Below are 25,137 nucleotides of genomic sequence, written 5' to 3'. Positions count from 1 at the left end.
CGGCCGTCGCCCGCCTGCGGGCCGGCGGCGGCCGCATCCGACGATCCTCTCCGGGAAAGCTTGATGGCGATCTACGTCCTGCGCAAACTGGTGTTCTTCCTGGGCGCCATCTTCATCGCCTCGGTGGCGATCTTCCTGCTGATCCGGGGCGCCGGCGGCAATGTCGCCGCCGTGGTGCTCGGCAAGGGCGCGACGCCCGAGGCGATCGACGCGCTCGCCCACACCTATGGCCTCGACCGCCCGCTCTTCGTCCAGTATTTCGACTGGATCGGCAACATGCTTTCCGGCGATCTCGGCCGCTCCTTCCGCACCAATGAGCGCGTCTCCGACCTCGTCACCGCCCGCCTTTCCGTCTCGATCCCGCTGGCGCTTTCGGGCCTGATCCTCGGCCTCCTCATCGCCATTCCCGTCGGCACCTACGCCGCGCGCAATGTCGGCACGCCGTCCGGCGCCATCCTCGCGCTGGTGAGCCAGGTCGGCGTCGCCGTGCCGGTGTTCTGGGCCGGCATCCTGCTCTCGCTCCTGTTCGGCGTCCGGCTCGGCTGGCTGCCGACCGGCGGCTGGACCGACTGGTCGGTCAGCCCCTGGGGCGCCATACGCTCGCTGGTGCTGCCGGTGCTGTCGCTCGGCCTGATCATGGCCGCCGTGCTGATCCGCTATGTCCGCTCCGCCGTGCTCGACGTCATGAACCAGGACTATCTGCGCACGGCGCGCGCCGTCGGCATGACGCGCACCGAGGCGCTGCTGAAAGTCGGCCTGCGCAACGCATCGCTGCCGCTCGTCACCATCGTCGGCCTGCAGATCGCCGAGCTGATCGGCGGCACGGTGATCATCGAGACGGTGTTCTCGCTGCCGGGCCTCAGCCGCATGATGCTCGCCAACGTCGCCGCCCGCGAGGTGATCGTCGTGCAGTCGACGGTGATGCTGATCATCATCTTCGTCATCGCCGTGAACCTCCTCGTGGATCTCCTCTACGGCATCCTCGACCCGCGCGTGCGGTCGAGCCGGTGAGCGGGAGAAGCCCAACATGACCATGAACCAGCCCTCCCCCATGCCCACGCCGGCCGGCGTGCCGATCTCGCCGCCACAGCGCAAGCCGCGCCGCAGGCTGCCGCGCAACGCGTCGCTCCTGATCGGCCTCGTGCTCACGGCCCTGTTCCTGGCGATCGCGCTTGTCTCGTTCTTCTACCTGCCGTCGAACCCGAACATCCCGGTGATCCGCAACCGCCTCCTGCCGGCCGGCACGCCCGGCCACTGGCTCGGCACCGACGTGCTCGGTCGCGACATCATCGCGCAATTGATGGTCGGCGCGCGCACCTCGATCCTCGTCGGCGCCGGCGGCGCCACGCTGAGCCTGATCCTAGGCACCATCGCCGGCCTCGCGGCCGCCGCCTCCGGCAAGATCGCCGACGAAGCGATCTCGCGCGGCGCCGACATCATGCTGGCGATCCCCGGCATGGTCACGGCGCTGGTGCTGGCAGCCACCATGGGCTCCGGCGCGCTCACCACCATCCTGGCGCTGACGGCCTTCTTCACGCCGTCCTTCACCCGCGTCATCCGCTCCGCCGCGATGGGCGTGCTGAACGAGGACTTCATCACCGCCGCCAAGCTCTATGGCCGCGGCAAGGTCTTCGTCCTCGCCCGCCACGTGCTGCCCAACATCGCCGGCGTGATGATCGTCCAGTTCACACTCTATTTCGCCGCCGGCATCCTGACCGAGGCCGGCCTCTCCTATCTCGGCGTCGGCGTGCACCGGCCATCGATCTCGTGGGGGCTGATGCTCAACGAGGCGCAGCAGCAGGTCGGCGTGTCGTCGCCGCTCGCCATCTGGCCCGGCCTCGCCATCGTGCTGATGGTGCTCGGCCTCAACCTGCTCGGGGACGGCCTGCGCGACGTGCTCGACCCCAAGCTCGCCCGGAGGGCCTCATGACGAAGTCCCCGATGGAGCGCCCGAACGCGCTCGAGGTAACGGACCTCGTCGTGCACAACACGGTGCTGACCGCCGTGCGCGGCATCGACTTCACGCTTCCCGCCGGCGGCCGCATGGGCCTCGTCGGCGAATCCGGCTCCGGCAAGACGCTGACCGCGCTGTCGCTGATGGGTCTGCTGCCGATGGGCTGGCAGGCGAATGGCAGCATCCGGCACGACGGCGTCGACCTCGTCACCCAGTCCGACAAGGCGCTCTCCAGCCGCCGCGGCCGCACCCTCTCGATGGTGTTCCAGGACCCGCTCTCCTCGCTCGACCCGGTCCGCCGCATCGGCTTCCAGGTCTCGTCGGTGATCCGCCGCCATACCAAGGCGAGCAAGCAGGAAGCCGAGGCGCAGACGCTCGAGCTGTTCCGGCAGATGTCGCTGCCGCGGCCCGAGCAGCTGATGCGCGCCTATCCGCACGAGATCTCCGGCGGCCAGCGCCAGCGCGTCATGATCGCCATGGCGCTCGCCTGCTATCCGCAGCTGATCATCGCCGACGAGCCGACGACGGCGCTCGACGTGACCGTGCAGAAGCAGGTGCTGCGCATCCTCAACAAGGCGGTGCAGGAGCGCGGCTGCGCGCTGATGATGATCACGCACGACCTGCCGATCATCGCGGCGATGTGCGACACCGTCGCCGTCATGTATGCCGGGCGCATCGTCGAGATGGGGCCGGTCGCGGAAGTGTTCCGCTCGCCGTGCCACCCCTACACCAAGGGGCTGCTCGACTCGCAGCCGACCATGGACAACATCGCCCTCGACGGCAGCTCGCGCCTCGCCTCGATCGCCGGCATGGTGCCGCCGCTGCACAGCCTGCCCAGGGGCTGCGCGTTCCATCCGCGCTGCGGCGCCGCGACCGAGCGCTGCCGGACCGAGGTTCCGCAGCTGGAGAAGGGCACGCGCCGCGCCGCCTGCTGGCATCCGATCGCCGCAACGGCCGGGGCCGCCGTCCAAGCCGGAGTGAGCGCGCCATGAACCGCCGCGTCGACGAAACCCATCTGACGCCGCCGCTGCTCGAAATGCGGCAAGTCACGCAGACCTATGCGCTGAGCCGGAAATCGCTGATCGGCGCGCGGCCGACGCTGACCGTGCTCGACAAGGTCAGTTTCGACGTCCGTCCCGGCGAGGCCGTCGGCCTGGTCGGCGAATCCGGCTCCGGCAAGACCACGCTCACCCGCATCCTGACCGGCATGGAAAAGCCGAAGCAGGGGCACGTCTTCTACAACGGCGCCGACATCTGGGCCGGAGACGCGGAGCGCTGGCGGAATTTCCGCCGCTCGGTGCAGGTCGTGATGCAGAGCCCGCGCTCGTCGCTCGACCCGAGGATGCGTATCGGCCTCTCCCTGCTGGAACCGCTGCGGTCGCTCAGGATCGAAGGCGACCACGTCGCCCGCGTGCACGAGGTGCTCGACCAGGTCGGCATGAGCCGGCAGGCGCTGGAGCGCTATCCGCACGAATTCTCCGGCGGCCAGCTGCAGCGCATCGCCATCGCCCGCGCGCTGATGCCGGCGCCGAAGGTGCTGATCGCCGACGAGCCTGTCTCCGCGCTCGACGTCTCGATCCAGGCGCAGGTGCTGAACCTGCTCAAGGACCTGATCAGCGAGCTCGGCCTCAGCCTCGTCTTCATCGCGCACGACCTCTCTGTCGTCGCCTATACGACGAGCCGGGTCTCGGTGATGTCGGCCGGCAAGATCGTCGAGGTCGGCAAGCCGCTCGACCTCTTCACGCGCCCGCAGGCGGAAGCGACGCGAAACCTCGTCGGCGCCATCCTGACGGTCGAGGCGGGCCTGGCGGGCAACGCGCTCGCATAGGATCACCGCCCCGTCATCCCTGCGGAAGCAGGGATCCATGCGGCCGGGCCCTCGGACGCTTGGCGTCATTCCCGATAGCGAGGCGCGGAGGGATGGATCCCGGCTCGGAGGCCGGGATGACGGCGAGCGTGGGGCGGAGTCCTCCGGCCCAGGGCAGCAGCTTGCACCGCACCTCTCCCTCAGGGAGAGGTGAAGAGACCTCCGCCCTACGCCTGAAACCTTGCGGCAAAACTGTGCGTCGCGGGCGGGCGCTGGCGGTCGGCGAGGTTGGCCTCGATCGTCGGCAGGATCTCCGCCATCCATGGCGCGCTGTCGACGACGAAGCCCGGGCCCTTCTGGTCGAGCAGGAAGGGATAGATCCGCGCCGCCGGCGAAATGGCGCGGATCAGGGGTCGCCAGCTCTCATGCACATGGCCGCAGACGACGTCCGGCCGCACGCGCTCGACGGCGGACCGCAGCGCCCCCGTATTGCCGACATCGATCTCCTGGTTGACGGCGACGATCTCGATCGCCTGCGGCGCCGGAGCGCCGGCCGCCGCCGCGCGGAACGCCGCGAGCCGCGCCGCCTGCTCGTTCGAGCCGATCTCGGAATCGAGATAGAGGAACTTGAGCCGCGCGCCACCGAGGGCAGCGAACATCGCGGCAAAGGCGGGGCCATAGTCCAGCCGGTAGGTGTGAAACCGGCTGCCGTCGAGGCTGGCGTCGATCAGGCTGACCTGGCTCGTGGTATCGGCGAGCGCCTCCAGCCGGGTCTCGCGCGTGAAGCCGGTCAGCACGACGGCGTCGAGCGCGTCCCACATGCCGACCGGCATGCGCGCGTCGGTGAACGAGCCCATGACGAATTCGTGCCCGGCCGAGACGATGCCTTTCTCGAACGCCATCACCAGGCGCGTGTAGAAGGCATTGTCGAAGATGCCGCCGCCGACGATGTCGCGATTGTAGAAGAAGCCGATGCGCCGGTGCGCCTCGGCCCAGGGCGTGGCGACGAGGAAGGAGCCCTTGCCGACCTGGCGGCGGATGACGCCTTCGCTCTCGAGATCCTTCAGCGTCTTCACGACGGTGATCAGAGAGAAGTCGCAGAAACGCACGATCTCGTTCTGCGACTCGATCCGATCGCCGGCCTTGAGCCCGCCCGTCTTCCAGCGCCGGAACAGCATGTCGCGGAGCTGGAGATGGCGGGGCGAGGCTTCGAGGTTCAAACCGGCGGTTCCCACGTCTTCTGGATGGCGAGGATGCCGCCATCGACGAACAGCATCTGGCCGGTGATATAGCCTGCCGCTGGCGACGCAAGGAAGACCGCCGCGCCGCCGACATCTTCCGGCTGGCCGACGCGGCCGAACGGGATCTGGGCGTTCAGCGACTTGCGCACGCCCGGCACGTCGAGGCCGCGCTTCGTCAGCGGCGTCTCGACGATGCCTGGGCCGATGCCGTTGACGCGGATGCCGCGGCCGGCGAGCGACACGGCGAGGGATCGCACCATCATCAGCACCGCGCCCTTCGAGGCGTCATAGGCGACGCTGTGGCGCTCGGCCATCACCGAATTGGTGGAGCCGACCAGGAGGATGCTCGCCCCCTCCTGGCCCGGCGCCAGCTTGCGCACGAAGGCCTGCGAGGCGAACACATAGGCCTTCACGTTCAGATTGAAGGTTCGGTCGAACAACTCCTCGGTGAGCTCGTCGAAGGGCGTATCGAGGAAGGTGCCGGCATTGTTGACCAGCGTATCCAGCCGGCCGAGCGTCGCATGCGCCTTCTCGACCAGCTCGACGGCGCCGGCGGCGGTGGAGAGATCCGCCTGGATGAAATGGCACTCGGCCAGCGCCTGCAGCTTCGCCAGCGCGCCATTGTCGGGCAAGTGCGAGTTGATCACCAGCCGCGCGCCCTGGCGGGCGAACGCCTCGGCGATTCCGTAGCCGATGCCGTGGGTCGAGCCCGTCACCAATACGCAGGGCTGCGTCATCTCTTTCTCCTTGCCGAACCAGATTAGTTTGTTAGCATGATAACATCATAACGATGGAAAATCCGATGCCCGTCAAGCAGAGATGGTCTGATGTCACAATCGTCACGCCGGAGGGACAGCAGGCGAGCGACCTGCTGATCGACGGCGGGCGCATCGCGGGCCTCGTGCCACGCGGGACGGTCGTGGGCGAGGACTGGCAGCCGGTCGACGGCAAGGGCGCGATCCTGTTCCCCGGCCTCCTCGACCTGTTGCAGCACGGCTTCGGCGAACACCTCTATTGCGACGTCGATGCCGGCGCCGTCGCCACCAATTCCCAGGTGATGCTGCGCCACGGCGTCACCGGCTTCCTGCCGGCGATTCCCTGCCTGCCACCGGCCGGCATGGAGGGCGTGCTCGCCCGTCTCGCGGCGCAATGCGGCGAGGCCAGGGGCGCGCGGGCGCTCGGCGTGCATAGCGAAGGCCCCTGCTTCGGCTCGCCGGGCGCCCATAATCCCGAAAACATCCTGGCGCCCAGCGCCGGGCTGGCGGAGCGGATGCTGGCCGCCGCGGATGGCAGGCTCAAGGCCGTCACGGTCGCGCCGGAGCGCGAAGGGGCGGAAGCCTTCATCGCCGTGCTGAAGCGGGCCGGCGTCTCGATCCATCTCGGCCACAGCCTGGCCCGGCCGGAGCACATTCCGCGCTATGTCTCCTGGGGCCTCGACGCGGTGACGCACATGTACAACGTCATGCCGACCTATCCGCCGGGCGGCATGGGCGTGCACGTCGTGTCGCTGACCGATGCCCTCATTGCCGAGCCGACGCTGGCCCTCGGCCTGATCGCCGACGGCATCCATGTCGACCCGCAGCTGATCCGCCTGCTGGCGCAGCTGCCGGAGGATCGCGTCTTCCTCGAGACCGACGCGATGAAATATGCCGGCACGCCGGGCAAGACCTTCGAGTTCTATCCGGGCTACGTCGTCACCAGCGCTCCCGGCAAGGCCGTGCGCGACGCGAATGGCGGGCTCTGCGGCTCGTCGCTGGCGCCGGACGAGGCGATGCGCAACTATCTCGCCTTCTCGGGCAAGGATCTCGTCCGCGCCGCGCACGCGACCAGCCTGGTTCCGGCTCGCGTACTCGGCATGGACCAGGAGATCGGCAGCCTCGAACGGGGCAAGCTCGCGGATTTCGTCGTGCTCGACCCGGCGACGCTGGCGGTCAAGGCCACCTATGTCGGCGGCGAGCGGCTTTACGGGAGCGTGTGAGAATGGCGACCGCAACAGGCACGATGCGCTACGAGGAGGACGGCAACGTCCATCTCGATTTCCATGGCGCCACCAACACGACGATCGATTTCATCGTCGAGCGCTTCGGCGTCGAAGCCATGGACGAGATCTTCCGGAAAGTCGGCCGCGACGTCTATGCCAGCATACGCGCCGACCTGATCGCCGGCGACACGCGCCAGCTTGTGCGGCACTGGCGGCACTTCTTCGACCGGGAAGGCGGCGACTACGACGTCGCGATCGGCGAAGACGCGGTCGTGCTGACGGTCCGCCGCTGTCCGGCCTGGCACCATGTGAAGGCGCTGACCGGCAGCGTCTCGCCGCATTTCTGCGACCAGACCCGCCGCACCAACGAGGCCATGGCCGAGGGCTCGCCCTTCGCCATCGACACCGAATTGACCGGCGAGGGTTCCTGCCGGCAGGTCATCCGGAGGCTGGCATGATCCCTAGCGACCACTTCACGCGCTTCTACAACGAGGTGTTCAAGTTCCTCGAAAGCCAGGGCGAAGACGCGCTCGAAGCCTACTGGCTGGCTATCTCCGGGAACCAGGAGCGGCATATCCTCGACCTGATCCAGACCCGGGGCCTCGCCGGCATGCACGAGTACTGGTCGCACATCAAGATCGAGGAAAACTGCGACATGGACCTCGATCTCGACGCGGACCGGCTGGAGCTGCGCATGAATGTCTGCCCGAGCCTGTCGAAGGTGATGGACAATGACGCGGAGCCGATGGGCCGCTATTGCGACCACTGCGCCGGCTGGATCGGCCCGATCATGGACAAGACCGGCTACCACATGGTCTACGACGTGATCGACCGCCGGGAACCGCATTGCGTGCTCCGGATCTTCAAGGATCCGGAAAAGGCCCGCGCCGCCGAGAAGGACGCCAAGCTGCTGATGGGCTGGCCCGGCCACAAGGTCGGCTGACGGGAAACGCAAACCGCAACGGCGCCGGCGCGCCGGATCGCGCGCAGGAGAGACGGAATGAGACGCGGCGTCGCCGGGTTGAACGAGCCCCTGATCGGCCTTCGCAACGGCCGCCCCCGGCTGGAGACGCCGGCGCTGATTCTCGACGCCGACGCGTTCGAGGCCAATCTTCAGGCCCTGACGGGCATGGCCCGCACCGCCGGCCTCGGCCTTCGCCCGCATGCGAAATCGCACAAATGCGCCGAGATCGCCCGCCGCCAGCTCGACGCCGGCGCGCTCGGCATCGCCTGCGCCAAGGTCGGCGAGCTCCTCGCCCTGTTCGAGGCCGGCATCAACCCGCTGATGCTGACCGCGCCCGTCGCCAGCCGACTGAAGATCGACCGCCTGACCGAGGCGGCGCAGCGCGGCGCCGTGCTGACCGTCGTCGTCGACCGGCCCGACCTGATCGCCGACTATGCCGACTCGGCACGGGAAGCGGGCGTGAGCCTCGACGTGCTCGTCGAATGCGACGTCGGCCAGCGCCGCACGGGCGTCGCGACGCCGGAAGGCGTCGTCGCGCTCGCGCGCCAGGTCGCCGACGAAAGCTCGCTCCGCTTCGTCGGCGTGCAGGGCTATGCCGGCTTCGTGCAGCACATCTTCGATCATGAGGCGCGGCGCACCGAGAACCGCCTCGCCATGGGGCGCCTGCTCGCCATCGTCGAAGCGCTCGACGCGGCGGGCCTCTCCCCCGCGATCGTCACCGGCGGCGGCACAGGCAGCCATCTGCTCGATTTCGAGGACAAGGTCCTGACCGAGGTGCAGGCCGGCTCCTACGTGTTCATGGATGAGGACTATCGCCGCGTCGACCTGCACGGCACCGGCGCCGACGTGTTCGGCACCGCCCTCTTCCTCACCGTCACGGTCATCGCCCACAACATCCGCGGCGAGGCGATCATCGACGCCGGCAGCAAGAGTTTCGCCGTCGACGGACCGGCGCCGCGCGCCTATCTCGACGGCCGCGAATTCGGCTCCATCGCTTTCGTCGGCGACGAATTCGGCCGCCTCGACACGTTGCCCGGCAAGCCGGTGCCGTCGATCGGCACACGCCTCGAATGCAGCGTGCCGCATTGCGACCCGACCGTGAACCTGCACGATTTCCTGCACGTCGTCCGCGCAGACAAGCTGGAGGACATCTGGCCGATCGAGGCGCGCGGCCTCTCGGATTGATTTCCCTTCACCGCTCCCTGCGGGAAGAGGCGAAGGAAGCCGCTCAAGCCTCCGCAGTGCCGGCCCCAATCACTGGAAACCCGCCATGCGCGCGACGAAGAGATTGTCGATGTCGAGCGCCAGGCCGCCGACCCTGGGAGAGGCGACGATCAGGCCGGTGTCATAGGAATTGGTCGGGATGGCGAAGGCATCGGTGACGAGGACGCGGTTCAGATTGTCATAAGCCGCCTTCACCTCGGCCGGGTCCGACGTCGTGTTCACCCGCTCGATCGCCGCGACATAATCGGGATGCGGGTCCTTCAGCACCGGATTGTTGACGACGCGGTAGATGCTGTTGGTGGCGACGCGGGACGGGAATTTCTGCACATTGCCGACAGCGCCGAAGGTGGCGTCGAAATCGCCGGCGAGCAGCGCCTCAGTATATTCCGCGCCCTGGAGGATATCGAGCTCGATATCGATGCCGACCTCGGCCAGCGCGCTCTGCAGGATCTGGCTGACGACGATGGTCGGCTCGTCATCGCCCCCGACCAGCATCTTCCAGTCGCTCTGTTCGGCCGGCGTCAGACCGGACGCGGCGAGGAGTTCCTTCGCCTTGTCGAGATTGTAGGCGAATTCGTCGGCATAGGTTGCGTCGAAGGCCGGGCTCGCCGGCGCCCAGGGCAGCGCCGCCACCTCGCCAAGGCCGGCATAGCCGACCCGCAGCATGCCCTCGCGGTCCATCAGATAGTTGAAGGCCTGACGGAAGCTTGGATTGGTGAAGGGCGCGCGGGTCGAGTTGATGCGGAAGACCTGGACCAGCGGCCCCGGTCCGCGCAGCACCTGATAACCGACATCCTGCAGGCGAACGGCGCTGCGTGCGGAGCTACCATAGATGATGTCGACGGCGTCGGATTCGAGCGCCGCGCTCGCCGAGACGTCGTCGCTGAAAATGGTGAAATCGACCGCCTCGGTGACCGGTTGGCCCTGGCGCCAGTAATGCGGATTGGCCCTCAGCCTCAGCCCCTGGCCGACGGCGCGGCTATCCAGCATGTAGGCGCCTGTGCCGGCGGGGACCGTCTCGACGCTGGCGATGCCGGCAGCCTCGATCGGCATGGTGAACTGCAGCAGGTCGGTGATCTGGCGCTGCGGAGCAGGCGCCTTGAAGTGGATGACGATCGTCCTGTCGTCCGGCGTCGTCCAGTTCGTGACAATCGACATGGTGGCATAGACGTTCTTGCCGCGCCCGGGATCGGCGGCCTTGGCGAGCGTTGCCGCCACGTCGGCCGAGGTGAGCTTGGCGCCGCTCGCGAAGCTGACGTCGTCGCGCAACGTCACCCTCACGGACTGGTTGTCGGGCGCGATCTGCCAGGCGGTCGCCAGGCTCGGCACCGCCTCTCCCTCGGGCGTGTATTCGATCAGGCTGTCATAGAGGTTCTTGATCAGGTGGAAATTCACCGCCGAGAACTGCTGCGGATCGAAATTGGTCATGTCGGTCAGGATGGCGACGCGCAGCGTGCCACCCCTGAGCGCCGGCTCCTGAGCATGGGCCGGCGCCACCAGGCTGACGCCGGCGACGGCGACCGACGCCGCCGCGGCGAGAACCAGGAAGACGAGCCCCCTGAGCGCCCGGAAGAACTGGCACGTCATGAGGCCCCTCCGCTCCCGTTCGCAGGGGATCGATCGGCCAACCTCAAACCTTGGCGAGGCCGCCCGGCTGCGAAGAATGGGCACGCCAGTCGTCGAAGGTCTCGATCGGATAGATCGGGCGCGGAATCCGCTTCCAGGGCAGCGTGAAGACATCGGACTGGCCCGGGCCGCGCGTGTCGGCGCGCACCACGCCGGTCGAGATCGGCGCGAAATACTGGAAGTTCGAAGCCGTCTTCAGGACGGCGATGCCGTAATCCGTCGGCTCGACGCCCATCGCCCGGTAGACGCCGGGGACATTGCCGGCGACGCCGCGCAACGTCGTGATCATCAGCGTGACCGGCCCGACATCGAAGATCACGGACGGGCCGAGATCGACCTCGCTCTGGTGGTTGTAGCCCTCGATCTTCAGGAGTCCGCCGCCGACGGTGCGGACCGTGCCGGTGACCGTGAGCGGGGTGAAGAATTCCGTCGCCGCGTCGCCGCCAAGCTCCAGCGTCACCGTCGCGCCCTCGCCTGCGGCGACCAGCTTCGCGGCGGCTTTGGGCGAGATCAGCGGCACCAGCGCCCGCTTCTTGATGCCGAGACGGAGCATCGCTTCGAGCAGCAGGTTGCTGTCGCCCGCGGCGCCGCCGAATACGGTGTCGCCGGTATCGCTCAGCATGACGAGGCCCGGCGCCGCATCGGCCTGGCGCACGGCGTCGTCGACCGAGACCGACTCGCGGAGCTGGAAATCGTCGCGCAGCGACCAGCAGAGATCAGCCAGCTCGTCGGCGATCTGTTCGGCCAGCGCCTGGTCGTTGTCGGTGACGACGATGGTGGCCCAGCCGCCCTCGGCGACGTCGAGCCAGGGCTGCATCGGGTAGTTCGACGCCTGCAGCACGCGCGGATCGGATTCGGCGGCGCGGGCCGCGTCGAACCACACCTTCATCGGTCCCTGCGAGGTCAGGAACTGCTCCTGATGCGAGACGAGCGGGATCTTGCGCCAGGCGGTGGTCGGCTTCAGCCCCTCGGTCAGGATGCGCAGCAGCAGCTTGGTGCCGATGACGCCGGTGTCGTAGACGTCGTGCGGCTGGGTGCGGTGGCCGACGATTGCGGTCGCGTTGTCGATGATCTTCTGCGTGACATTGGCATGATGATCTAGGCCGAGCACGATCGGCACATCGGGGCCGAGGATCTCGCGGCATAGCGCGATCTGCTCGCCCTCGACGTCGTCGACGCCCTCGGCCGAACAGGCGCCATGCAGCTGCAGCGCCAGCCCGTCGATCCTGCCCGCCACCTGCAGGCCGGCGCGGATCTTGTCCTGGAAGAACTGGAAGGTCTCGGCCGAGAGGCGGCCGCCCGCCGAGGCATAGCCACGGATGATCGGGATCTGCTCGATCTCGAGGCCGGATTCCTCGACCACCTGCAGATGACCGCCGACCTGGCCGAAGCCGCGCAGCTTCTCGAAGATCTCGGCGCCCTCATAGATGCCGAAGCCGGCATAGTCGTCCAGCGTGGTCAGCACCGGATTGAAGTCGTTGGTTTCCTGCGAAATGTGAATGACGGCGATACGCAACGCCAATCTCCATGAGATCTTGTTTCGAACTCGGGCGAATAGATTTTCGGCGCACAGATCCTGCGACGAAACGGCCGCGAGACAGGCACTACAAGTCTGGCCCCGATCCGGGCCACGTCCGGAAATGACAAGGCAAGCCGATCGACAGGCAGGCTATTAATCGAGAAATTTCATGTCAACGCCGTCCGGTTTCGCCCGGTGGAACAACTCGGATAGTCCAGCAGAAACAGGATCGGCCCGCCGCGCACCTGCCGGCGGCGGGACGAGGCTCAGAAGAACGTCTTCAGGCCGCGCGTGACCCGATAGTCCTCATCGACCAGATAGAGCAGCGACCACTTGTCGAAGGTGGTGCAGGGATGGCTGATGCCGAAGCCGACGAGATCGCCGGTCCTGAGCGGGCTGTCGAGCGGCGTGATCATGTGGCAGTGCTGGTCGTTGAGCGCGACGACCGAATGGCCGGCGGCTATTTCCGCCGGCGCCGTCATGCTGCCATCCGGGCGATACCAGCGCAGCGGCACCGGCAGGCCGGCATCGTGACTGACGTCGCGCTTGCCCATGGTCAGCATGGTGCGGCCGCCCTCGGGGCGTGACTGCACCATCGCCCAGACCTCCAGCGCCGGCTCGAGCCCGCCCTCCGGCAGCTTCAGCGAGGTTTCACGGACGATGCGCTCGAACGCCGTCGCATAGGCGATGACGTCATGCGTCAGGTAGCAGCCGGAGCGCAGCACGCGCAGCACCGGCAGCGGAAACGCGACGCTGTCGAAACGCTCGACCACCCGGTCGAAGAAGGCCGAACCGCCGGCGCTGATGACGACCGGCGCATCGGAGCGGAACAGGCCCTCCTGCATCGCGGCCAGCGCCATGGCGGCGACGTCGTCGATCAGGCCGTCCGCCGTCTCCGCCGTCGGCAGCATGCCCTCGAAGCATTCGAAGCCGGCAAGCTCCAGCCCCGGCGCGGCGGCGATGGCGCGCGCCAGTTCGAGCGCGCCATTGCGGGTGCGGACGCCGGTGCGCCCGCCGATGAAGCCCATCTCGACGAGGATGCGCAGCGGGTTGCCTCCCGGCGGCGGGTTGCGGCGCGCGCCCTCGGCGAGCATGGCGACGCCGTCCGGATTGTCGGCGAGGCAATAGAGTTCGATCGCGTCGTCGCCCTTGAGCGCGCGGAAACAGGCATCGATCGCCTGGGTGCCGACCGGCTGATTGGCGAGCAGCACCCGCCTGACGCCGAAGCGCTGGCAGACGCCGACCTGCTGCAGCGTCGCTGCGGTGATCGCCCAGGCGCCGTCGGCGATCTGCAGGTCGAACAGGTGCGGCGACATCGTCGTCTTGCCATGCGGCGCGATGACGACGTCGTTCTGCGCGGTGAAGGCGCTCATCCAGGCGCTGTTCGCCGCCAACGCCTTCTCGCGGATGACGGCGACGGGCAGCGGCAGGTCGCCGTCGAGCAGGCTCCAGCCCTGGCGTCCGACCGCGCCGACGGTCAGGCGCGGCGCGTCATAAGGAAGCCCCTTGGTCGAAGGATCGAGTTCAAGCGCATCGAGCGCCGCGATGTCGAGGCGCGGAATCAGAGCCATGGAATGGGGTCCAGTAGTGAGGGGACGGCGTAGGATTGGGCGGCATGGGATTGGTCGGACGGCTTCAACGAGAAAGCCCTCGTCCCGGCCGCCTGAGACGCCACAAATACCCGCATTGTCGCCCCCCGCTCGCCAAGACCGAACCCCATGGCGCCCAATATTCTACATCATGGAACAAAAATTTGGTTGCCTGGTTGAAACTTAAGCGGCCGCCCCACCTTTCTGTCAACACCGTTTCCAAAGTTCAGCTGCGAAAACCGGACGTTCGGCTTGCACCCCTGCGGGACTTGATGTCTTAATGAACGGACGAGGACCGCCTGAATGTTCCACTATATGGAACATAAGGCCTTGCGACGTCTCGATTGCCGGGGTTGGAAACAGCATGTCGAAGCCTGAGTACGAGCCGAGCGGCGCCGCTGCCGTTGCGGCGCGAATCCAATCCGTGGCCCGCGCCAAGGCGCTGCTCGACGCGATGGCGAGCGGCGATTTCGTCTCGCTGCGTGAACTCGCCGCCCGCACCGGGCTCGCCAAGACCACGGCCTTCAACCTGGTGACGGCGCTCGTCGACGTCGGCCTGGCCGAGCGCGACATCAAGGGCGGCGCCTATCGGCTCAGCCTGCAGCACCTCGTCTATGGCAAGGCGGTCGAGCGGCGGCTCGACATCGCCGCGCTCGCCCAGCCCTATCTGGTCAAGCTCTGCGCGGAGACGCGCGAGACGGTCAACCTCGCCCTGCCCGGCCCCACCGACGCCGTCATCGTCGAGAGCCTCGAGGGCAGCCACACGCTGCGCGTTTCGTCCTATTCCGGCACCCGCGCCGCCTACCATTCGACGGCCTGCGGCCGGGCGCTGCTCGCCTATCAGCCGCTGTCGTTCCGCAAGATCATCTACAATCTCGGCTCGCTGCCGGCCGCGACCGACCGCACCATCACCGACCCCGAAGCGCTGGAAGCCGTGCTCGAACGCTGCCGCAGCGTCGGCTGGACCACGGAATTCGAGGAGAACGAGATCGGCGGCGCCTGCGTCGCCGCGCCGATCTTCGCGCCCGGCGGCGAAGCGGTCGCCGCCGTCTCCATCGCCGGCCCTTCCGCCCGCTTCGAGCCGGAAGCCATCGAGCGGCTCGGCCGGCTTCTCGTCGCCACCCTCGCCGAGATCACGGCGAACATGTCCCGCAACAGGTAGCCTTCCATGACCACCAAGCGCCCTCGCATCCTGCTGGCCGGGCTCTATCACGAGACCCATACCTTCGTGGACGAGATCACCCGGCTTCCGGATTACGAGATCCTGCGCGGCGCGGCGCTGCTCGCGCGGCGCGGCGACGGCTCGACGGTCGACGGCTTCCTGGAAGTGGCGGAGACCGAGGGCTGGGATGTCGTGCCGGTCGTCGAATATTCGGCCCTGCCCTCCGGCACCACCGACCAGGCCGTGTTCGAAGCGTTCTGGCGCGAGCTTGAAGCGGGCCTCCGCGCCGCGCTCGACAATGGCGGCCTCGACGGCATCTGGCTGGCGTTGCACGGCGCGATGGTGACGACGGAGAGCGTCGATCCGGAAGGCGAATTGCTCGCCCGCATCCGCGCCATCCCCGGCGCCGCGACGCTGCCGCTCTATGCCGTGTTCGACCTGCATGCGACCTTCACCGCCGCCATGGCCAAGGGCGCCAACGGTCTCGTCGCCTATCGCGAGAACCCGCATACCGACGCGCGCGACTCCGCCGTCCGCTCGGCCGAGCTGCTGGCGCGCGCGCTTCGCGAGCATGCCAGCCCCGTCATGCATGCGCGCAACGCCGCCATCATCTGGGCGCCGCCCGGCACCGGCACCGCCGACCGGCCGATGCGCGATCTCGAAGCCCTTGCCCGAGAGATCGAGGCCGAGGACGCCGAGATCTGGGCCGTCAACATCATCGGCGGCTATTCCTTCTCCGACGTGCCGGATGCCGGCGTCGCCTTCTCGCTGATCACCACCGGCAGCGCCGAACGGGCGGAGGCCGCGCTCGACCGGCTGGAGGCGCTGGCGGTCGAGCTGCGCGAGCTCGGCCAGCCGAAGGAATGGGACCTCGACACCGCGCTCGCCGAGATCCGGACGCTGGAAGGCGGGCCCTACATCGTGGTCGAGCCGGCCGACAATATCGGCGGCGGCGCACCCGGCGACGACACGGCGATCCTGCGCGGCTTCCTGCGCCATGGCATCCGGAATGCCGCCGTCGCCATCGCAGACGCCGAGACCGTGAAGGCGTTCGCCGACGCGGTTCCCGGCGAAGTGCGCACCGTGCGCCTCGGCGGCAAGGCCAGCCGGCTCGGCGCCGGCCCGCTCGAAATCGAGGCTGCCTTCGTCAGCCGCAGCGACGGCGAATTCACGCTCGAGGACCGCAACAGCCACCTCGCCGCCATGCAGGGCATCCATATCAGCATGGGCCCCTCGGTCGTGCTGGAGGCGGACGGCGTCAGGATCCTCGTCAACAGCCGCAAGACGCCGCCCTTCGACCTCGGCCAGCTGCGCTCGCAGGGCATCGTTCCGGAGGAACTGACGGCGATCGGCGTCAAGGCGGCCGTCGCCCATCGCCGCGCCTACGACCCGATCGCGGTCCGGAGCTACACGGTCGCGACGCCGGGCCCCTGCACCAGCGTGCTGACCTCGCTGCCCTATCGCCGCCTGCGCAAGCCGGTCTTCCCGCTCGGCTGAGCACGGAGGGAAATCCAGCCTCCCTCACCTCTCCCCGGGGGAGAGGTGAGCACATCCGCCATGATCACGGAGACCCGCATGATCGAATATCCGAGCGAGCCCGATACCCCGCGTTCGCACCTGCCCTTCAGCCCGTCGACCAAGTTCGGCGATTTGATCTTCGTGTCCGGCCAGGCCTCGGTCGACGCCACCGGCCAGATCATCTCCGACACGTTCGAGGGCGAGATGCGCCGCTCGATGGAGAACATGCGCAAGGTGCTGGAGACGGCCGGCAGCGACTTCAAGCACGTGCTGCAGACGCGCAACTACGTGCAGGATCCGGCCGACATCCCGCTCTTCAACAAGCTCTATCGCGAATATTTCAGCGAGCCGTTCCCGGCCCGCACGACGATCACCAACTGCCTCGGCGCGGCGTTGCGCTACGAGGTCGAGTGCATCGCCATCGCCAAGCCGAAGGCCTGATCGGTCCGAGTTGCCGAGAACGAAAAAGGGCGGCCTCTTCCGGGGCCGCCCTTTTCGCATTTGCTGCTGAAAACTTACCCGAAGCGGTATTCCGTCACCTGCCGGTAGATCTCGCCGGGGCGCAGGATGGCGGAGGGGAAGGTCGGCTGGTTGGGGCTGTCGGGGAAGCGCATCGGCTCCAGGCAGAGCCCGGCATGGGTCCGGTGGCCGACGCCGTCGAGGCCGCGCCAGTCCGGCGCCAGGCCGGCGCCGTCATAGAAAACGATGCAGGGTTCCGTGGTGTGGACCTCCATGGCCAGGCTGCCGTCCGGCGCCTCCAGCCGCGCGGCGCGGACAAGCCCCTCGCCGTCGCGGTCGACCACCAGACAGCAATCATAATCGAAACCGGCGTCGCCGGCCGGATCGGCGATCGGGCGGATCGTCCGGAAATCATAAGGCGTGCCGGCGACGTCGGCGATCTCGCCGCTCGGCACCAGCGCCGGGCTGAACGGCGTATAGCCGGACGCGGCGAACTGCAGCTTGTGCTCGCGGCTGGTCGTGCCCGGAAGCAGCGAGAAATAGGAGTGGTTGGCGAGGCTGACCACGGTCGGCGCGTCGGTCGTGGCCGTCAGCGTGATGTGGATCGTGCCCGGCGCCAGCAGGCGATAGGTGCAGCGCACGTCGAGCTCGCCCGGATAGCCGTCGTCGCCATCCGGCGAGATCAGCCCGAGCGTCACCGATTCCTCGTCCGATTCGAGGATGCGCCAGGGCTTGCGCGAGAAGCCGGTGACGCCACCATGCAGGTGGACGCCGCCTTCGTTCAGCGACAGCTGGTATTCCCTGCCGTCGATCGCGAGGTGGCCGTCGCCGATGCGGCTGGCGTGGCGGCCGGCGGTGACGCCGAGATAGCGGTTGTTTTCGAGATAGCCGTCCAGCGTCTCGAAGCCGAGCACGACGCGGCGCGGCTCTCCGCCCTCGACCGGGACGACAAGGTCGCGCAGCGCCGCGCCGAAGGTCAGCACAGAGGCGGTGGCGCCGCTGGCATTCGCAAGCCGGATCTCGGAAATGGCGGTGCCGTCGGGCAGCCGGCCGAAGAAATGGATCGACACGATGTCTCCGTAAAGCGCGATATTGCCGCCTGGTAAGCCGGCTCAGGGATTGAGACTACCAGAGGGTGTAGCCACCATCTATGACATAGGCGGCGCCGGTGACATAGGAGGCGGCGGGGCTGGCGAGATAGACGGCGAGCGGCGCGATCTCCGGCGGATTGCCGGGCCGGCCCATCGGGATATGGGCGACGATCGCCTCGATCACGTCCGGCCGGCGCTCGTTCCAGCTCCGGTTGGTGTCGGTCATGAACAGGCCGGGGCAGATCGCGTTGACGGTAACGCCATGCGGCGCCCAGTCGGCGGCGGCGCAGCGGGTGAAATGGATCACCGCCGCCTTGCCGGTCTCGTAGTCGCGCCCGCCGATGCCGCGATTGGCGATCAGGCCGCTCATCGAGGCGATATTGATGATGCGCCCGCCCTGCCCGCGCTCCAGCATGGCGGCGCCAAAGATCCTGGTGCCGAGGAAGCAGCTGGTCAGGTTCATGTCGAGCGACTGCTGCCAGGTCTCGAGCGTCTCCTCGACGATCGGCATGCTGGCGATGCGGTTGCCGACATTGTTGATCAGGATGTCGACCGGGCCGTATTCCCGAAGGATCGCCTTGCAGGCGGCCTCGCATTGCACGGCCTCCGACATGTCGGCCATGACGCCCCAGGCCTGTCGGCCGAGCGCGCGAATGTCGGCTACCGTCGCGTCGAGCGTTTCCTGCGTGCGGCCGGTGATGATGATGTCGGCGCCCGCTTCCGCCAGCGCCAGCGCCATTTCGCGCCCCAAGCCGCGGCTCGCGCCGGTGACGAGCGCCCGCTTGCCCTCAAGCCCGAACCAATCCTTCAGTCCCATTTCGGTCTCCGGTTTCTTCTGGCGTGTCGGAAGCGGCGGGCCGGAGCCCGCCGCCGATTTCAGGTGTCTGTCTGGAGGCTACTTCACGGCGCCGACCGTCAGCCCGCTGACCAGCGAGCGTTGCAGCAGCGCGAAGATCACGGCGACCGGCACGCTGGCGACGAGCGTCGCCGCCATGACATGGTCCCACTCGACCTGGTAGCGCCCGCCGACCAGCGAGAAAGTCTGCAGCGTCAGCGTGCTCTTCTCCGGCGTCCGCAGCAGCGTCATCGCCAGCACGAACTCGTTCCAGCAATAGATGAAGATGAACACGGCGGTGATGCCGATCGCCGGGATCGCCAGCGGCAGGAATATCCGCCAGAGCCGCTGGATCGCCGAGGCGCCGTCGAGGGTCGCCGCCTCCTCCAGCTCACGCGGGATGGTCTGGAAATAGGCCTGCAGCATCCAGACCGAGAAGGCGAGGTTGAAGGCGACATAGGCGAGCACCAGCGCCGGCAGCTGGTCGACGAAGCCCATCTTCGCCATCAGGCGGAAGATGCCGAGCACCAGCACAATCGGCGACAGCATCTGCGTGACCAGCAGGAACTGGCGGAACAGCTTGCGTCCCGTGAACTCCATGCGCGCCGCCGCATAGGCGGCCGGTATCGCGACCAGCAGGCAGAGGACCGTGGCGGTGATGCTGACGATCAGGCTGTTCAGAACCGCCGGGCCGAGACGCGTCGCCTGCCACATGTCGACGAAGTTCTGCAGCCGGATCTCCGACGGGAACCAACTCGGCGGATACATCAGCACCTCGACCCTCGGCTTCACGGCCGTCGAGATCATGACGGCGAACGGGAAGAGGATCAGGATCACCAGCGGCGACAGGCAGAGCCACATCAGGATGGATTTGCGGACCGGATTCTCCATCAGACGGTGCTCCGCTCGTTGCGCATGGCCAGCGCCGCGTAAGTGATCGTCAGCGCCAGCAGGATCAGGAACATGACGATCGACAGCGCCGAGGCGATGCCCAACTCGCCATAGCGGAAGGCGAGCTTGTAGAGCCAGGTCACCAGGATGTCGGTGCTGTTGGCCGGGTCGCCCTGCGTCATCACCCAGATCAGCGGGAAGGAGTTGAAGACGTAGATGAAGTTCAGCACCAGCACGATGTTGAGGAACGGCCGGATCAGCGGCAGCGTCAGGTAGCGGAAGCGCTGCCAGCCGCTGGCGCCGTCGATCTTCGCCGCCTCGAAGACATCCGCCTGCAGCGAGGCGAGGCCGCCGAGGATGACCGTCACCGTGAACGGGATCGAGACGAGGATGCCGATGGCGATCAGGATCGGGAAGGCCGTCGTCGAGGTCGCGAGCCATTCGACCGGCGCGCTCAACACGCCGATCTCGCTCAGCGTCGCGTTGACCATGCCGAACTGGCCGTTCAGCGACCAGCGCCAGACGATGCCGGTCATGGTCAGCGACACCGCCCAGGGCAGCATGATGATGATGCGCGCCAAGGTCCGGCCGTAGAACTTCTCGTTCAGGATCAGCGCGATCGGCACCGAGAGCAGCACCGTGCCGCCGACGACGAACACCGTCCACACAAGTGTGCGGATCAGGCAGCCGATGAAGAGCTGGTGTGAGAACAGCCGCTGGTAGTTGGCGAAATCGTTGAAAGCCGCCGTCTTGCCGAACCGATTGACCGCGTGAACCGACATGTTGGCCATGTCGTAGATCGGATAACCGATGATCCAGAAGGCGAACAGGATGGAAGGGAGGATGAGAAGATAGGGCGCGCTGGCGCGCCCTATCTTGCCGTTGGAGGACGCCGAGACGCGGCTTTTCGCGCGTCCGACGCCCGCCTCGGGTGCCTTGCCGGCGTTACTGCTGGATAAGGCCATCGATCGTCGCCGCGGCTTCCTGCAGGGCGGCTTCCGGCTGGGCCTGACCGATATAGACCTTCTGCAGCGAAGCGATCACCGCGTCGACCATCTGCTCCCAGTTCGCCACCGGCGGGGCGAAGCGGGCATAGGGCAGCATGTCGGTGAAGGCCTTGAGCTGCGGGTCATTGGCGAAGACGGGCGCAGCGGCCTCTTCCTTCATGACCGGCAGGAAGCCTTCCTTGGTCGAGAACTCGATGCGCCATTTCGGGCTGAAGGCCGTTTCCGTCAGGAACTTCATGGCGAGTTCCTTGTTCTTGCTCGACTTGAAGACCATCAGCGTGTCGGTGACGCCATAGGTCGCCTTGGTGGTGCCCTCGGGGATCGACGACAGGCCGTAGTTCAGCGTCGGGGCGTCGGTCTTGATCTGGCCGCGCAGCCACGGGCCGGTCAGGATCATGCCGATGCGGCCCTGCTTGAACAGGCGCTCGATGTCCTGGCGGTTCAAGCCGCTCGGATCGGGCTCGGTCAGGCCCTCGTCGATCATCGACTTGTAGAGGGTCAGCGCCTTCACCGCCTCGGGGCTGGCGACGCCGGACTTGCCGTCCTTGATGATGTCGCCGCCATGGCTCCAGAGCGAATAGTACCAGTAGGCGTCGGTCTCGATTTCCTTGCCCTGCAGCGCGAAGCCATAAGCGTCCGAACCGAGCGCCTTGATCTTCTTCGCGGTGTCAACGACGCCGTCCCAGGTGGTCGGCGGCTCGTTGACGCCAGCCTTGGCCAGCAGGTCCTTGTTGTAATACATGGCGCGCGCCGAAGCGGCGACCGGCAGGCCGTACATCTTGCCGTCGAAGGTCGAGGGCGAGAGGAAGGCGTCGATGAAGCCGCCCTTGAATTCCGGCGTCATGTAGCCGTCGAGCGGCTCGGCGATGTCGTTCTTGACGTAATCGACCAGCCAGCGCGTGCCGATCATCGAGATGTCCGGCTCGGTGCCGCCGGCGATGTCGGTGGTCAGGCGCTGCTGGAGGTTATCCCACTGGATGACCTCGATCTTGACCTCGTCGCCCGGATGCTTGGCCATGAAATCCTTGGCCATGCCTTCGAACAATTCCTGGGTCGCGGCGCTGTAATAGCCGAGCACGACGCGGATGGTCTCTGCCTGCGCGCCAGTCGACGCGCCGAGCATGACGGCTGCGCCCGCCAGAAGACCGAGAACCCTGCTTTTCTTGATTTGGTACATTCAGCTGATCCTGCCGTATTCACGTTGTGAATCTTGAACGAACTAGGTAGAGGCTCATGTAACCTTGCATTCCACAGCGGCTGGCCGGCGCTATTGTTTTGGTTCCCCGCGCAACCGTCCCTGCAGAATGAAACGTCATCCCCTCGGGATGACCTCGCGGCGAAGTCCCGCTTCGCCGACGATTGACGAGCCGAAGATGCGGCCCGTGCGGTAGCCCACCCCTCCTCTGCTTCCCCCGGACGAGCCGGGCCATGCACTTACCGGCGCGGGAAAGAACGTGTCCCTGGGGCCTCCAAGGCATCCGCCGAAGGCCGCTCCCGCGTCTGGTTCTCGATCATGTGTCGCCCGGACGGTTTCTGCCAAGCGATTTCTTTCTTCTTGGCAGAGACGATGAGAAATGCCCGATAGACCGGCGCTCGCTGAGAATTATTTGTTCAGCAAAACTAAATCCGGGCAGCGTCTGCCGTTGATCTAGCCGCCTGCGGCCGGCGCGGCCGGAAGGCGCGCCGGCGGTCCGCCCGCTCAGTTCGAATGCCACCAGCGGCCGGCGACGACGACGCCATCGGCCACGATTCGCTCCTTCGCAGCGATGATCCCGCCGCGCGAATCCTCGAGCGGGAAGCTGCCCTCGCGGATCGAGAGGATGCTGGCGTCGCCGGGGCTGCCCGGCTTCAGCGTGCCGAGCTCGGGCCGGCCGAGCGCCCTGGCGGCATTGAGGGTCGAGGCGGCGATCACCTCGCCGAGCGGCATGCCGAGATGGAGGAATTTCGACAGCGTCGTCACCTGGTCGAACGCCGGCCCGTTGATGCAGAGCGCATGGACGTCGGAGGAAATCGTGTCCGGCGCGAAGCCCTGGTCGAGCATGGCGCGCGCCGTCTTCCACGAGAACGAGCCCATGCCGTGGCCGATGTCGAAGATCACGCCGCGCTCGCGCGCCGCGATCACTTCCGGCTTGATCGCGCCCCTGCCGGTGATCGGCGCGTTCGGGAACGGACGGAAGCAGTGGGTCAGCACGTCGCCCGGCCGGAGCCGGTCGACGACGGCTTCATAGGAAGGCGGTGGCTCGTCGATATGCACCATCATCGGCATGCCGAGTTCGTCGGAGACCTGCAGCGCGATGTCGAGCGGCGCGATGCCGCTGTCGCCGCTGGCATGACGGCCGATTCGCACCTTGATGCCGACGACGACGTCGCGATTGGCGTCCGCCACCTCGACCGCGTCCTGCGCCGCCATCAGGCGCATGTCGTGGCTCTCGCCGACCATGATGCGGTTGGAGAAGGCATAGATGCCGGCAAAGGAAACATGCAGGTAGGCGAGGATGCGCACCGCGCTCGGCTCGATCACATGCTTGCGGAAGCCCGGGAAGTTGCCTGGCCCGGCGCTGCCGGTGTCGACGGACGTCGTCACCGCGCTCCGCCGCGCGTAGTCCTCGGCATCGACGCCGAGCGAGGTGCCGCCCCAGTAGACATGGGTGTGCAGGTCGATCAGGCCTGGCGTGACGATCTTGCCGGCGACATCGCGCCGGTCGACGCCGACAGCGGCGAGATTGTCGCCGATCGCCGCCACCTTGCCGTCGGCGAAGGCGACGTCGGTGATGCGGTCGATCCCCTGCGACGGGTCGATGACGCGGCCATTCGCCAGGATGAGATCAAACGCCACGGCGTGCACCCTCCGCAAGCGCCATCTCCCCGCCTGTCGCCGCCGACTGCCTGGCCGTCATGATCCGGATTCCCCGATTGCCCCGATGCACTGACGATTGCACAGCCGATGCGGATGCGGAAGCCTCGTCGAACAGGCGGCGCAGGCCTGCCGGTGTCGCCCGAGGGCGGGGCGAGCGTCAGACGCTGCCCCGGCCCCCGATCCGGCATCTCCCCCCGAAAACACCGGAACAGCGCGCCTTTTCAGGGGCGCGCGGGCTTGGCCGGCTACGGACGCTCACAAAGAAGGAACTGTCCCGCACCGGCGGATCGCAAACACATCGTCGACCCGGGCGACGGCGCGCGCAGAATGGTCGGAGTTGGCCACGCGTGCAACATCATTCCTTCGTAAGGCATTTAATCCATGCCGTGACGGAATGACCGGCCGCCGGTTGTTCACACGAAATAGGAAGTCGGCGAAACGACGTGGGTGGCGCGGAAGGCAGCGAGACGCTCGGCCGCCTTCTCGCTCGAGGCCAGCAGATGCGCCTTCAGGAGATGTTTGGCGGCGGCGACATCGCGCCGGCCGATCGCCTGCATGATCTCCAGATGCTCCTCCATGAACGAATCAAAGAAGGGCTGGCGCTGCAGCGCCACCTGGAAATGCTTGCCGGAAACGAGGATGCAGCGGGTGCGCTTCAGCGCCTCGACGATCTCGGGATTGCGGCCATAGGAGAGGCAGCCGATATGCAGCTCCTCCTCCAGCACGTCGAGTTCGGCGATGCCGGCGTCGCCGGCGTGATGGATGCCGTCCTCGAGCCGGCCGGCCATCGCCGAAAGCACCGAAGGCGGGATCGCGCCGACCGCGGTTTCGAGCGCCGCCGGTTCGAGCAGGATGCGCAGGTCGTAGAGGTCCTGGAAGCGCGCCTCGTCGAGCGGGATGATCCACCAGTGCGATTTCTCGCCCTTGGCGACGATGCCGACCTGCTGCGCATGGATCAGCAGGTCGCGCGCCACCGTGCGGCCGACGTCGAAATGGCGCGCCAGCGCCAGCTCGTTGACGCGGAAGCGGCCGAAGACGGAGCGCAGGATCACCTCGCGCTCGAAATCGTAATAGAGCGACTGCCAGGCGAAATGCTTGGCGGCCGGCATGGCGGCGGCGTCGAGATCGAACATCTCGGCCGTGATCTTCAGCCGCTTCGGTTCGCCCGTCGCGCCGACCAGCAGGCCGCGACCGTCGAAGCGGCGAAGCAGCCCCTCCTCCTCCAGTTGGGCCAGCGCCTGCTTCACCGGCGAGCGGCTGGACCCAAAGATCGACGCGAGCGGCCCTTCGAGCAGCACCGCCCCTTGCGGCAGGCTGCCGCTCTCGATGCCGAGCCTGAGCCGCTCGGCGATCGAGGCATAGGCGGGGGTGCGGTCCACGCCGCCCCCGCCCGCATTCCGTCCGTTTCGCGC

General features: G+C 67.4%; 23 protein-coding genes. 11 read left to right on the top strand and 12 right to left on the bottom strand.

Features of this window, described 5'->3' with window-relative positions; translation table 11 throughout:
* Positions 1–63: 63 nt before the first annotated feature.
* From OSH07_RS22555 to OSH07_RS22540, 4 genes are read left to right on the top strand one after another with little or no spacing between them, the layout of a single operon-like run.
* Complete coding sequence (locus OSH07_RS22555) at positions 64–1,011, top strand: ABC transporter permease (RefSeq protein ID WP_266340958.1); 948 nt, start codon at positions 64–66, stop codon at positions 1,009–1,011.
* Positions 1,012–1,027: 16 nt separating this feature from the next.
* Positions 1,028–1,930, top strand: a complete 903-nt coding sequence (locus tag OSH07_RS22550) for an ABC transporter permease (protein WP_266340957.1) — start codon at positions 1,028–1,030, stop codon at positions 1,928–1,930.
* Positions 1,927–2,946, top strand: a complete 1,020-nt coding sequence (locus OSH07_RS22545) for an ABC transporter ATP-binding protein (protein ID WP_266340956.1) — start codon at positions 1,927–1,929, stop codon at positions 2,944–2,946. Before OSH07_RS22550 ends, OSH07_RS22545 begins: the two co-directional genes overlap by 4 nt.
* The gene (locus OSH07_RS22540) at positions 2,943–3,782 is read left to right on the top strand and encodes an ATP-binding cassette domain-containing protein (RefSeq protein WP_266340955.1); all 840 of its coding nucleotides are present in this window, start codon (positions 2,943–2,945) and stop codon (positions 3,780–3,782) included. Before OSH07_RS22545 ends, OSH07_RS22540 begins: the two co-directional genes overlap by 4 nt.
* Positions 3,783–3,988: 206 nt before the next feature.
* On the opposite strand, the gene OSH07_RS22535 is transcribed toward OSH07_RS22540, so the two are convergent.
* Both OSH07_RS22535 and OSH07_RS22530 read right to left on the bottom strand, forming a co-directional pair.
* Positions 3,989–4,981: a GntR family transcriptional regulator gene (locus OSH07_RS22535; protein WP_266340954.1), complete on the bottom strand. Its 993-nt coding sequence runs from the start codon at positions 4,979–4,981 to the stop codon at positions 3,989–3,991.
* Positions 4,978–5,739: an SDR family NAD(P)-dependent oxidoreductase gene (locus OSH07_RS22530; protein ID WP_266340953.1), complete on the bottom strand. Its 762-nt coding sequence runs from the start codon at positions 5,737–5,739 to the stop codon at positions 4,978–4,980. Before OSH07_RS22530 ends, OSH07_RS22535 begins: the two co-directional genes overlap by 4 nt.
* A 65-nt stretch (positions 5,740–5,804) precedes the next feature.
* Between OSH07_RS22530 and OSH07_RS22525 the strand changes: the two genes are divergently transcribed.
* The 4 genes from OSH07_RS22525 to OSH07_RS22510 are packed head-to-tail and all read left to right on the top strand — an operon-like array spanning position 5,805 to position 9,132.
* Positions 5,805–6,980 carry an N-acetylglucosamine-6-phosphate deacetylase gene (locus tag OSH07_RS22525; RefSeq protein WP_266340952.1) on the top strand — a complete coding sequence of 392 codons (1,176 nt, stop codon included), beginning with the start codon at positions 5,805–5,807 and terminating at the stop codon, positions 6,978–6,980.
* Positions 6,981–6,982: 2 nt separating this feature from the next.
* Positions 6,983–7,441: a helix-turn-helix domain-containing protein gene (locus OSH07_RS22520; RefSeq protein ID WP_266340951.1), complete on the top strand. Its 459-nt coding sequence runs from the start codon at positions 6,983–6,985 to the stop codon at positions 7,439–7,441.
* Positions 7,438–7,926, top strand: a complete 489-nt coding sequence (locus OSH07_RS22515; protein ID WP_266340950.1) for a hypothetical protein — start codon at positions 7,438–7,440, stop codon at positions 7,924–7,926. Before OSH07_RS22520 ends, OSH07_RS22515 begins: the two co-directional genes overlap by 4 nt.
* Before the next feature lie 57 nt (positions 7,927–7,983).
* On the top strand, positions 7,984–9,132 hold the full coding sequence (locus OSH07_RS22510) for a DSD1 family PLP-dependent enzyme (protein WP_266340949.1): 1,149 nt from the start codon (positions 7,984–7,986) through the stop codon (positions 9,130–9,132).
* Between the two features lie 69 nt (positions 9,133–9,201).
* Here OSH07_RS22510 and OSH07_RS22505 read toward each other — a convergent pair whose 3' ends face one another.
* The 3 genes from OSH07_RS22505 to OSH07_RS22495 form a co-directional block, all read right to left on the bottom strand.
* The gene (locus OSH07_RS22505; protein ID WP_266340948.1) at positions 9,202–10,758 is read right to left on the bottom strand and encodes an ABC transporter substrate-binding protein; all 1,557 of its coding nucleotides are present in this window, start codon (positions 10,756–10,758) and stop codon (positions 9,202–9,204) included.
* 43 nt (positions 10,759–10,801) lie between these two features.
* On the bottom strand, positions 10,802–12,313 hold the full coding sequence (locus tag OSH07_RS22500) for a M81 family metallopeptidase (protein ID WP_266340947.1): 1,512 nt from the start codon (positions 12,311–12,313) through the stop codon (positions 10,802–10,804).
* Positions 12,314–12,582: 269 nt separating this feature from the next.
* On the bottom strand, positions 12,583–13,887 hold the full coding sequence (locus OSH07_RS22495; RefSeq protein ID WP_266340946.1) for a type III PLP-dependent enzyme domain-containing protein: 1,305 nt from the start codon (positions 13,885–13,887) through the stop codon (positions 12,583–12,585).
* A 382-nt stretch (positions 13,888–14,269) separates the two neighbouring features.
* Here OSH07_RS22495 and OSH07_RS22490 point away from each other — a divergent pair, with 382 nt between their 5' ends.
* Genes OSH07_RS22490 through OSH07_RS22480 form a run of 3 tightly spaced genes read left to right on the top strand, consistent with a single transcriptional unit; the run spans position 14,270 to position 17,026 of the window.
* Positions 14,270–15,067 (top strand): IclR family transcriptional regulator, encoded by a 798-nt coding sequence (locus OSH07_RS22490; RefSeq protein ID WP_266340945.1) that lies wholly within the window; start codon positions 14,270–14,272, stop codon positions 15,065–15,067.
* Between the two features lie 6 nt (positions 15,068–15,073).
* Positions 15,074–16,564 (top strand): M81 family metallopeptidase, encoded by a 1,491-nt coding sequence (locus OSH07_RS22485; RefSeq protein ID WP_266340944.1) that lies wholly within the window; start codon positions 15,074–15,076, stop codon positions 16,562–16,564.
* 60 nt (positions 16,565–16,624) lie between these two features.
* Positions 16,625–17,026, top strand: a complete 402-nt coding sequence (locus OSH07_RS22480; RefSeq protein WP_266340943.1) for a RidA family protein — start codon at positions 16,625–16,627, stop codon at positions 17,024–17,026.
* Positions 17,027–17,100: 74 nt separating this feature from the next.
* Here the strand turns inward: OSH07_RS22480 and OSH07_RS22475 are convergent, their stop codons facing one another.
* The 7 genes from OSH07_RS22475 to OSH07_RS22445 form a co-directional block, all read right to left on the bottom strand.
* Entirely contained in the window at positions 17,101–18,114 is a 1,014-nt protein-coding gene (locus OSH07_RS22475) for an aldose epimerase family protein (RefSeq protein ID WP_266340942.1), read from the bottom strand.
* 55 nt (positions 18,115–18,169) lie between these two features.
* Positions 18,170–18,952 carry an SDR family NAD(P)-dependent oxidoreductase gene (locus OSH07_RS22470; RefSeq protein ID WP_266340941.1) on the bottom strand — a complete coding sequence of 261 codons (783 nt, stop codon included), beginning with the start codon at positions 18,950–18,952 and terminating at the stop codon, positions 18,170–18,172.
* 78 nt (positions 18,953–19,030) lie between these two features.
* Positions 19,031–19,861 (bottom strand): carbohydrate ABC transporter permease, encoded by an 831-nt coding sequence (locus OSH07_RS22465; protein ID WP_266340940.1) that lies wholly within the window; start codon positions 19,859–19,861, stop codon positions 19,031–19,033.
* Entirely contained in the window at positions 19,861–20,736 is an 876-nt protein-coding gene (locus OSH07_RS22460; RefSeq protein ID WP_266340981.1) for an ABC transporter permease subunit, read from the bottom strand. The genes OSH07_RS22465 and OSH07_RS22460 overlap by 1 nt, the downstream gene beginning before the upstream one ends.
* Positions 20,737–20,806: 70 nt before the next feature.
* Positions 20,807–22,045: an ABC transporter substrate-binding protein gene (locus OSH07_RS22455; RefSeq protein WP_266340939.1), complete on the bottom strand. Its 1,239-nt coding sequence runs from the start codon at positions 22,043–22,045 to the stop codon at positions 20,807–20,809.
* 522 nt (positions 22,046–22,567) lie between these two features.
* Entirely contained in the window at positions 22,568–23,704 is a 1,137-nt protein-coding gene (locus tag OSH07_RS22450; protein ID WP_266340938.1) for an amidohydrolase/deacetylase family metallohydrolase, read from the bottom strand.
* Between the two features lie 434 nt (positions 23,705–24,138).
* On the bottom strand, positions 24,139–25,104 hold the full coding sequence (locus OSH07_RS22445) for a GntR family transcriptional regulator (protein ID WP_266340937.1): 966 nt from the start codon (positions 25,102–25,104) through the stop codon (positions 24,139–24,141).
* Positions 25,105–25,137: the final 33 nt, after the last annotated feature.

Source organism: Kaistia nematophila, from assembly GCF_026343855.1.
Taxonomy (GTDB): Bacteria; Pseudomonadota; Alphaproteobacteria; order Rhizobiales; family Kaistiaceae; genus Kaistia; species Kaistia nematophila.
The sequence above is the reverse complement of the archived record's forward strand: the minus strand, read 5'-3'. Positions and strand labels throughout refer to the sequence as shown.

Excerpts from the sequence above, each read along its gene's own strand:
- OSH07_RS22555 (WP_266340958.1), top strand. The coding sequence starts at position 64 with ATGGCGATCTACGTCCTGCGCAAACTGGTGTTCTTCCTGGGCGCCATC.
- OSH07_RS22550 (WP_266340957.1), top strand. The coding sequence starts at position 1,028 with ATGACCATGAACCAGCCCTCCCCCATGCCCACGCCGGCCGGCGTGCCG.
- OSH07_RS22545 (WP_266340956.1), top strand. The coding sequence starts at position 1,927 with ATGACGAAGTCCCCGATGGAGCGCCCGAACGCGCTCGAGGTAACGGAC.
- OSH07_RS22540 (WP_266340955.1), top strand. The coding sequence starts at position 2,943 with ATGAACCGCCGCGTCGACGAAACCCATCTGACGCCGCCGCTGCTCGAA.
- OSH07_RS22530 (WP_266340953.1), bottom strand. The coding sequence starts at position 5,739 with ATGACGCAGCCCTGCGTATTGGTGACGGGCTCGACCCACGGCATCGGC.
- OSH07_RS22525 (WP_266340952.1), top strand. The coding sequence starts at position 5,805 with ATGCCCGTCAAGCAGAGATGGTCTGATGTCACAATCGTCACGCCGGAG.
- OSH07_RS22520 (WP_266340951.1), top strand. The coding sequence starts at position 6,983 with ATGGCGACCGCAACAGGCACGATGCGCTACGAGGAGGACGGCAACGTC.
- OSH07_RS22515 (WP_266340950.1), top strand. The coding sequence starts at position 7,438 with ATGATCCCTAGCGACCACTTCACGCGCTTCTACAACGAGGTGTTCAAG.
- OSH07_RS22510 (WP_266340949.1), top strand. The coding sequence starts at position 7,984 with ATGAGACGCGGCGTCGCCGGGTTGAACGAGCCCCTGATCGGCCTTCGC.
- OSH07_RS22505 (WP_266340948.1), bottom strand. The coding sequence starts at position 10,758 with ATGACGTGCCAGTTCTTCCGGGCGCTCAGGGGGCTCGTCTTCCTGGTT.
- OSH07_RS22495 (WP_266340946.1), bottom strand. The coding sequence starts at position 13,887 with ATGGCTCTGATTCCGCGCCTCGACATCGCGGCGCTCGATGCGCTTGAA.
- OSH07_RS22490 (WP_266340945.1), top strand. The coding sequence starts at position 14,270 with ATGTCGAAGCCTGAGTACGAGCCGAGCGGCGCCGCTGCCGTTGCGGCG.
- OSH07_RS22485 (WP_266340944.1), top strand. The coding sequence starts at position 15,074 with ATGACCACCAAGCGCCCTCGCATCCTGCTGGCCGGGCTCTATCACGAG.
- OSH07_RS22480 (WP_266340943.1), top strand. The coding sequence starts at position 16,625 with ATGATCACGGAGACCCGCATGATCGAATATCCGAGCGAGCCCGATACC.
- OSH07_RS22470 (WP_266340941.1), bottom strand. The coding sequence starts at position 18,952 with ATGGGACTGAAGGATTGGTTCGGGCTTGAGGGCAAGCGGGCGCTCGTC.
- OSH07_RS22465 (WP_266340940.1), bottom strand. The coding sequence starts at position 19,861 with ATGGAGAATCCGGTCCGCAAATCCATCCTGATGTGGCTCTGCCTGTCG.
- OSH07_RS22455 (WP_266340939.1), bottom strand. The coding sequence starts at position 22,045 with ATGTACCAAATCAAGAAAAGCAGGGTTCTCGGTCTTCTGGCGGGCGCA.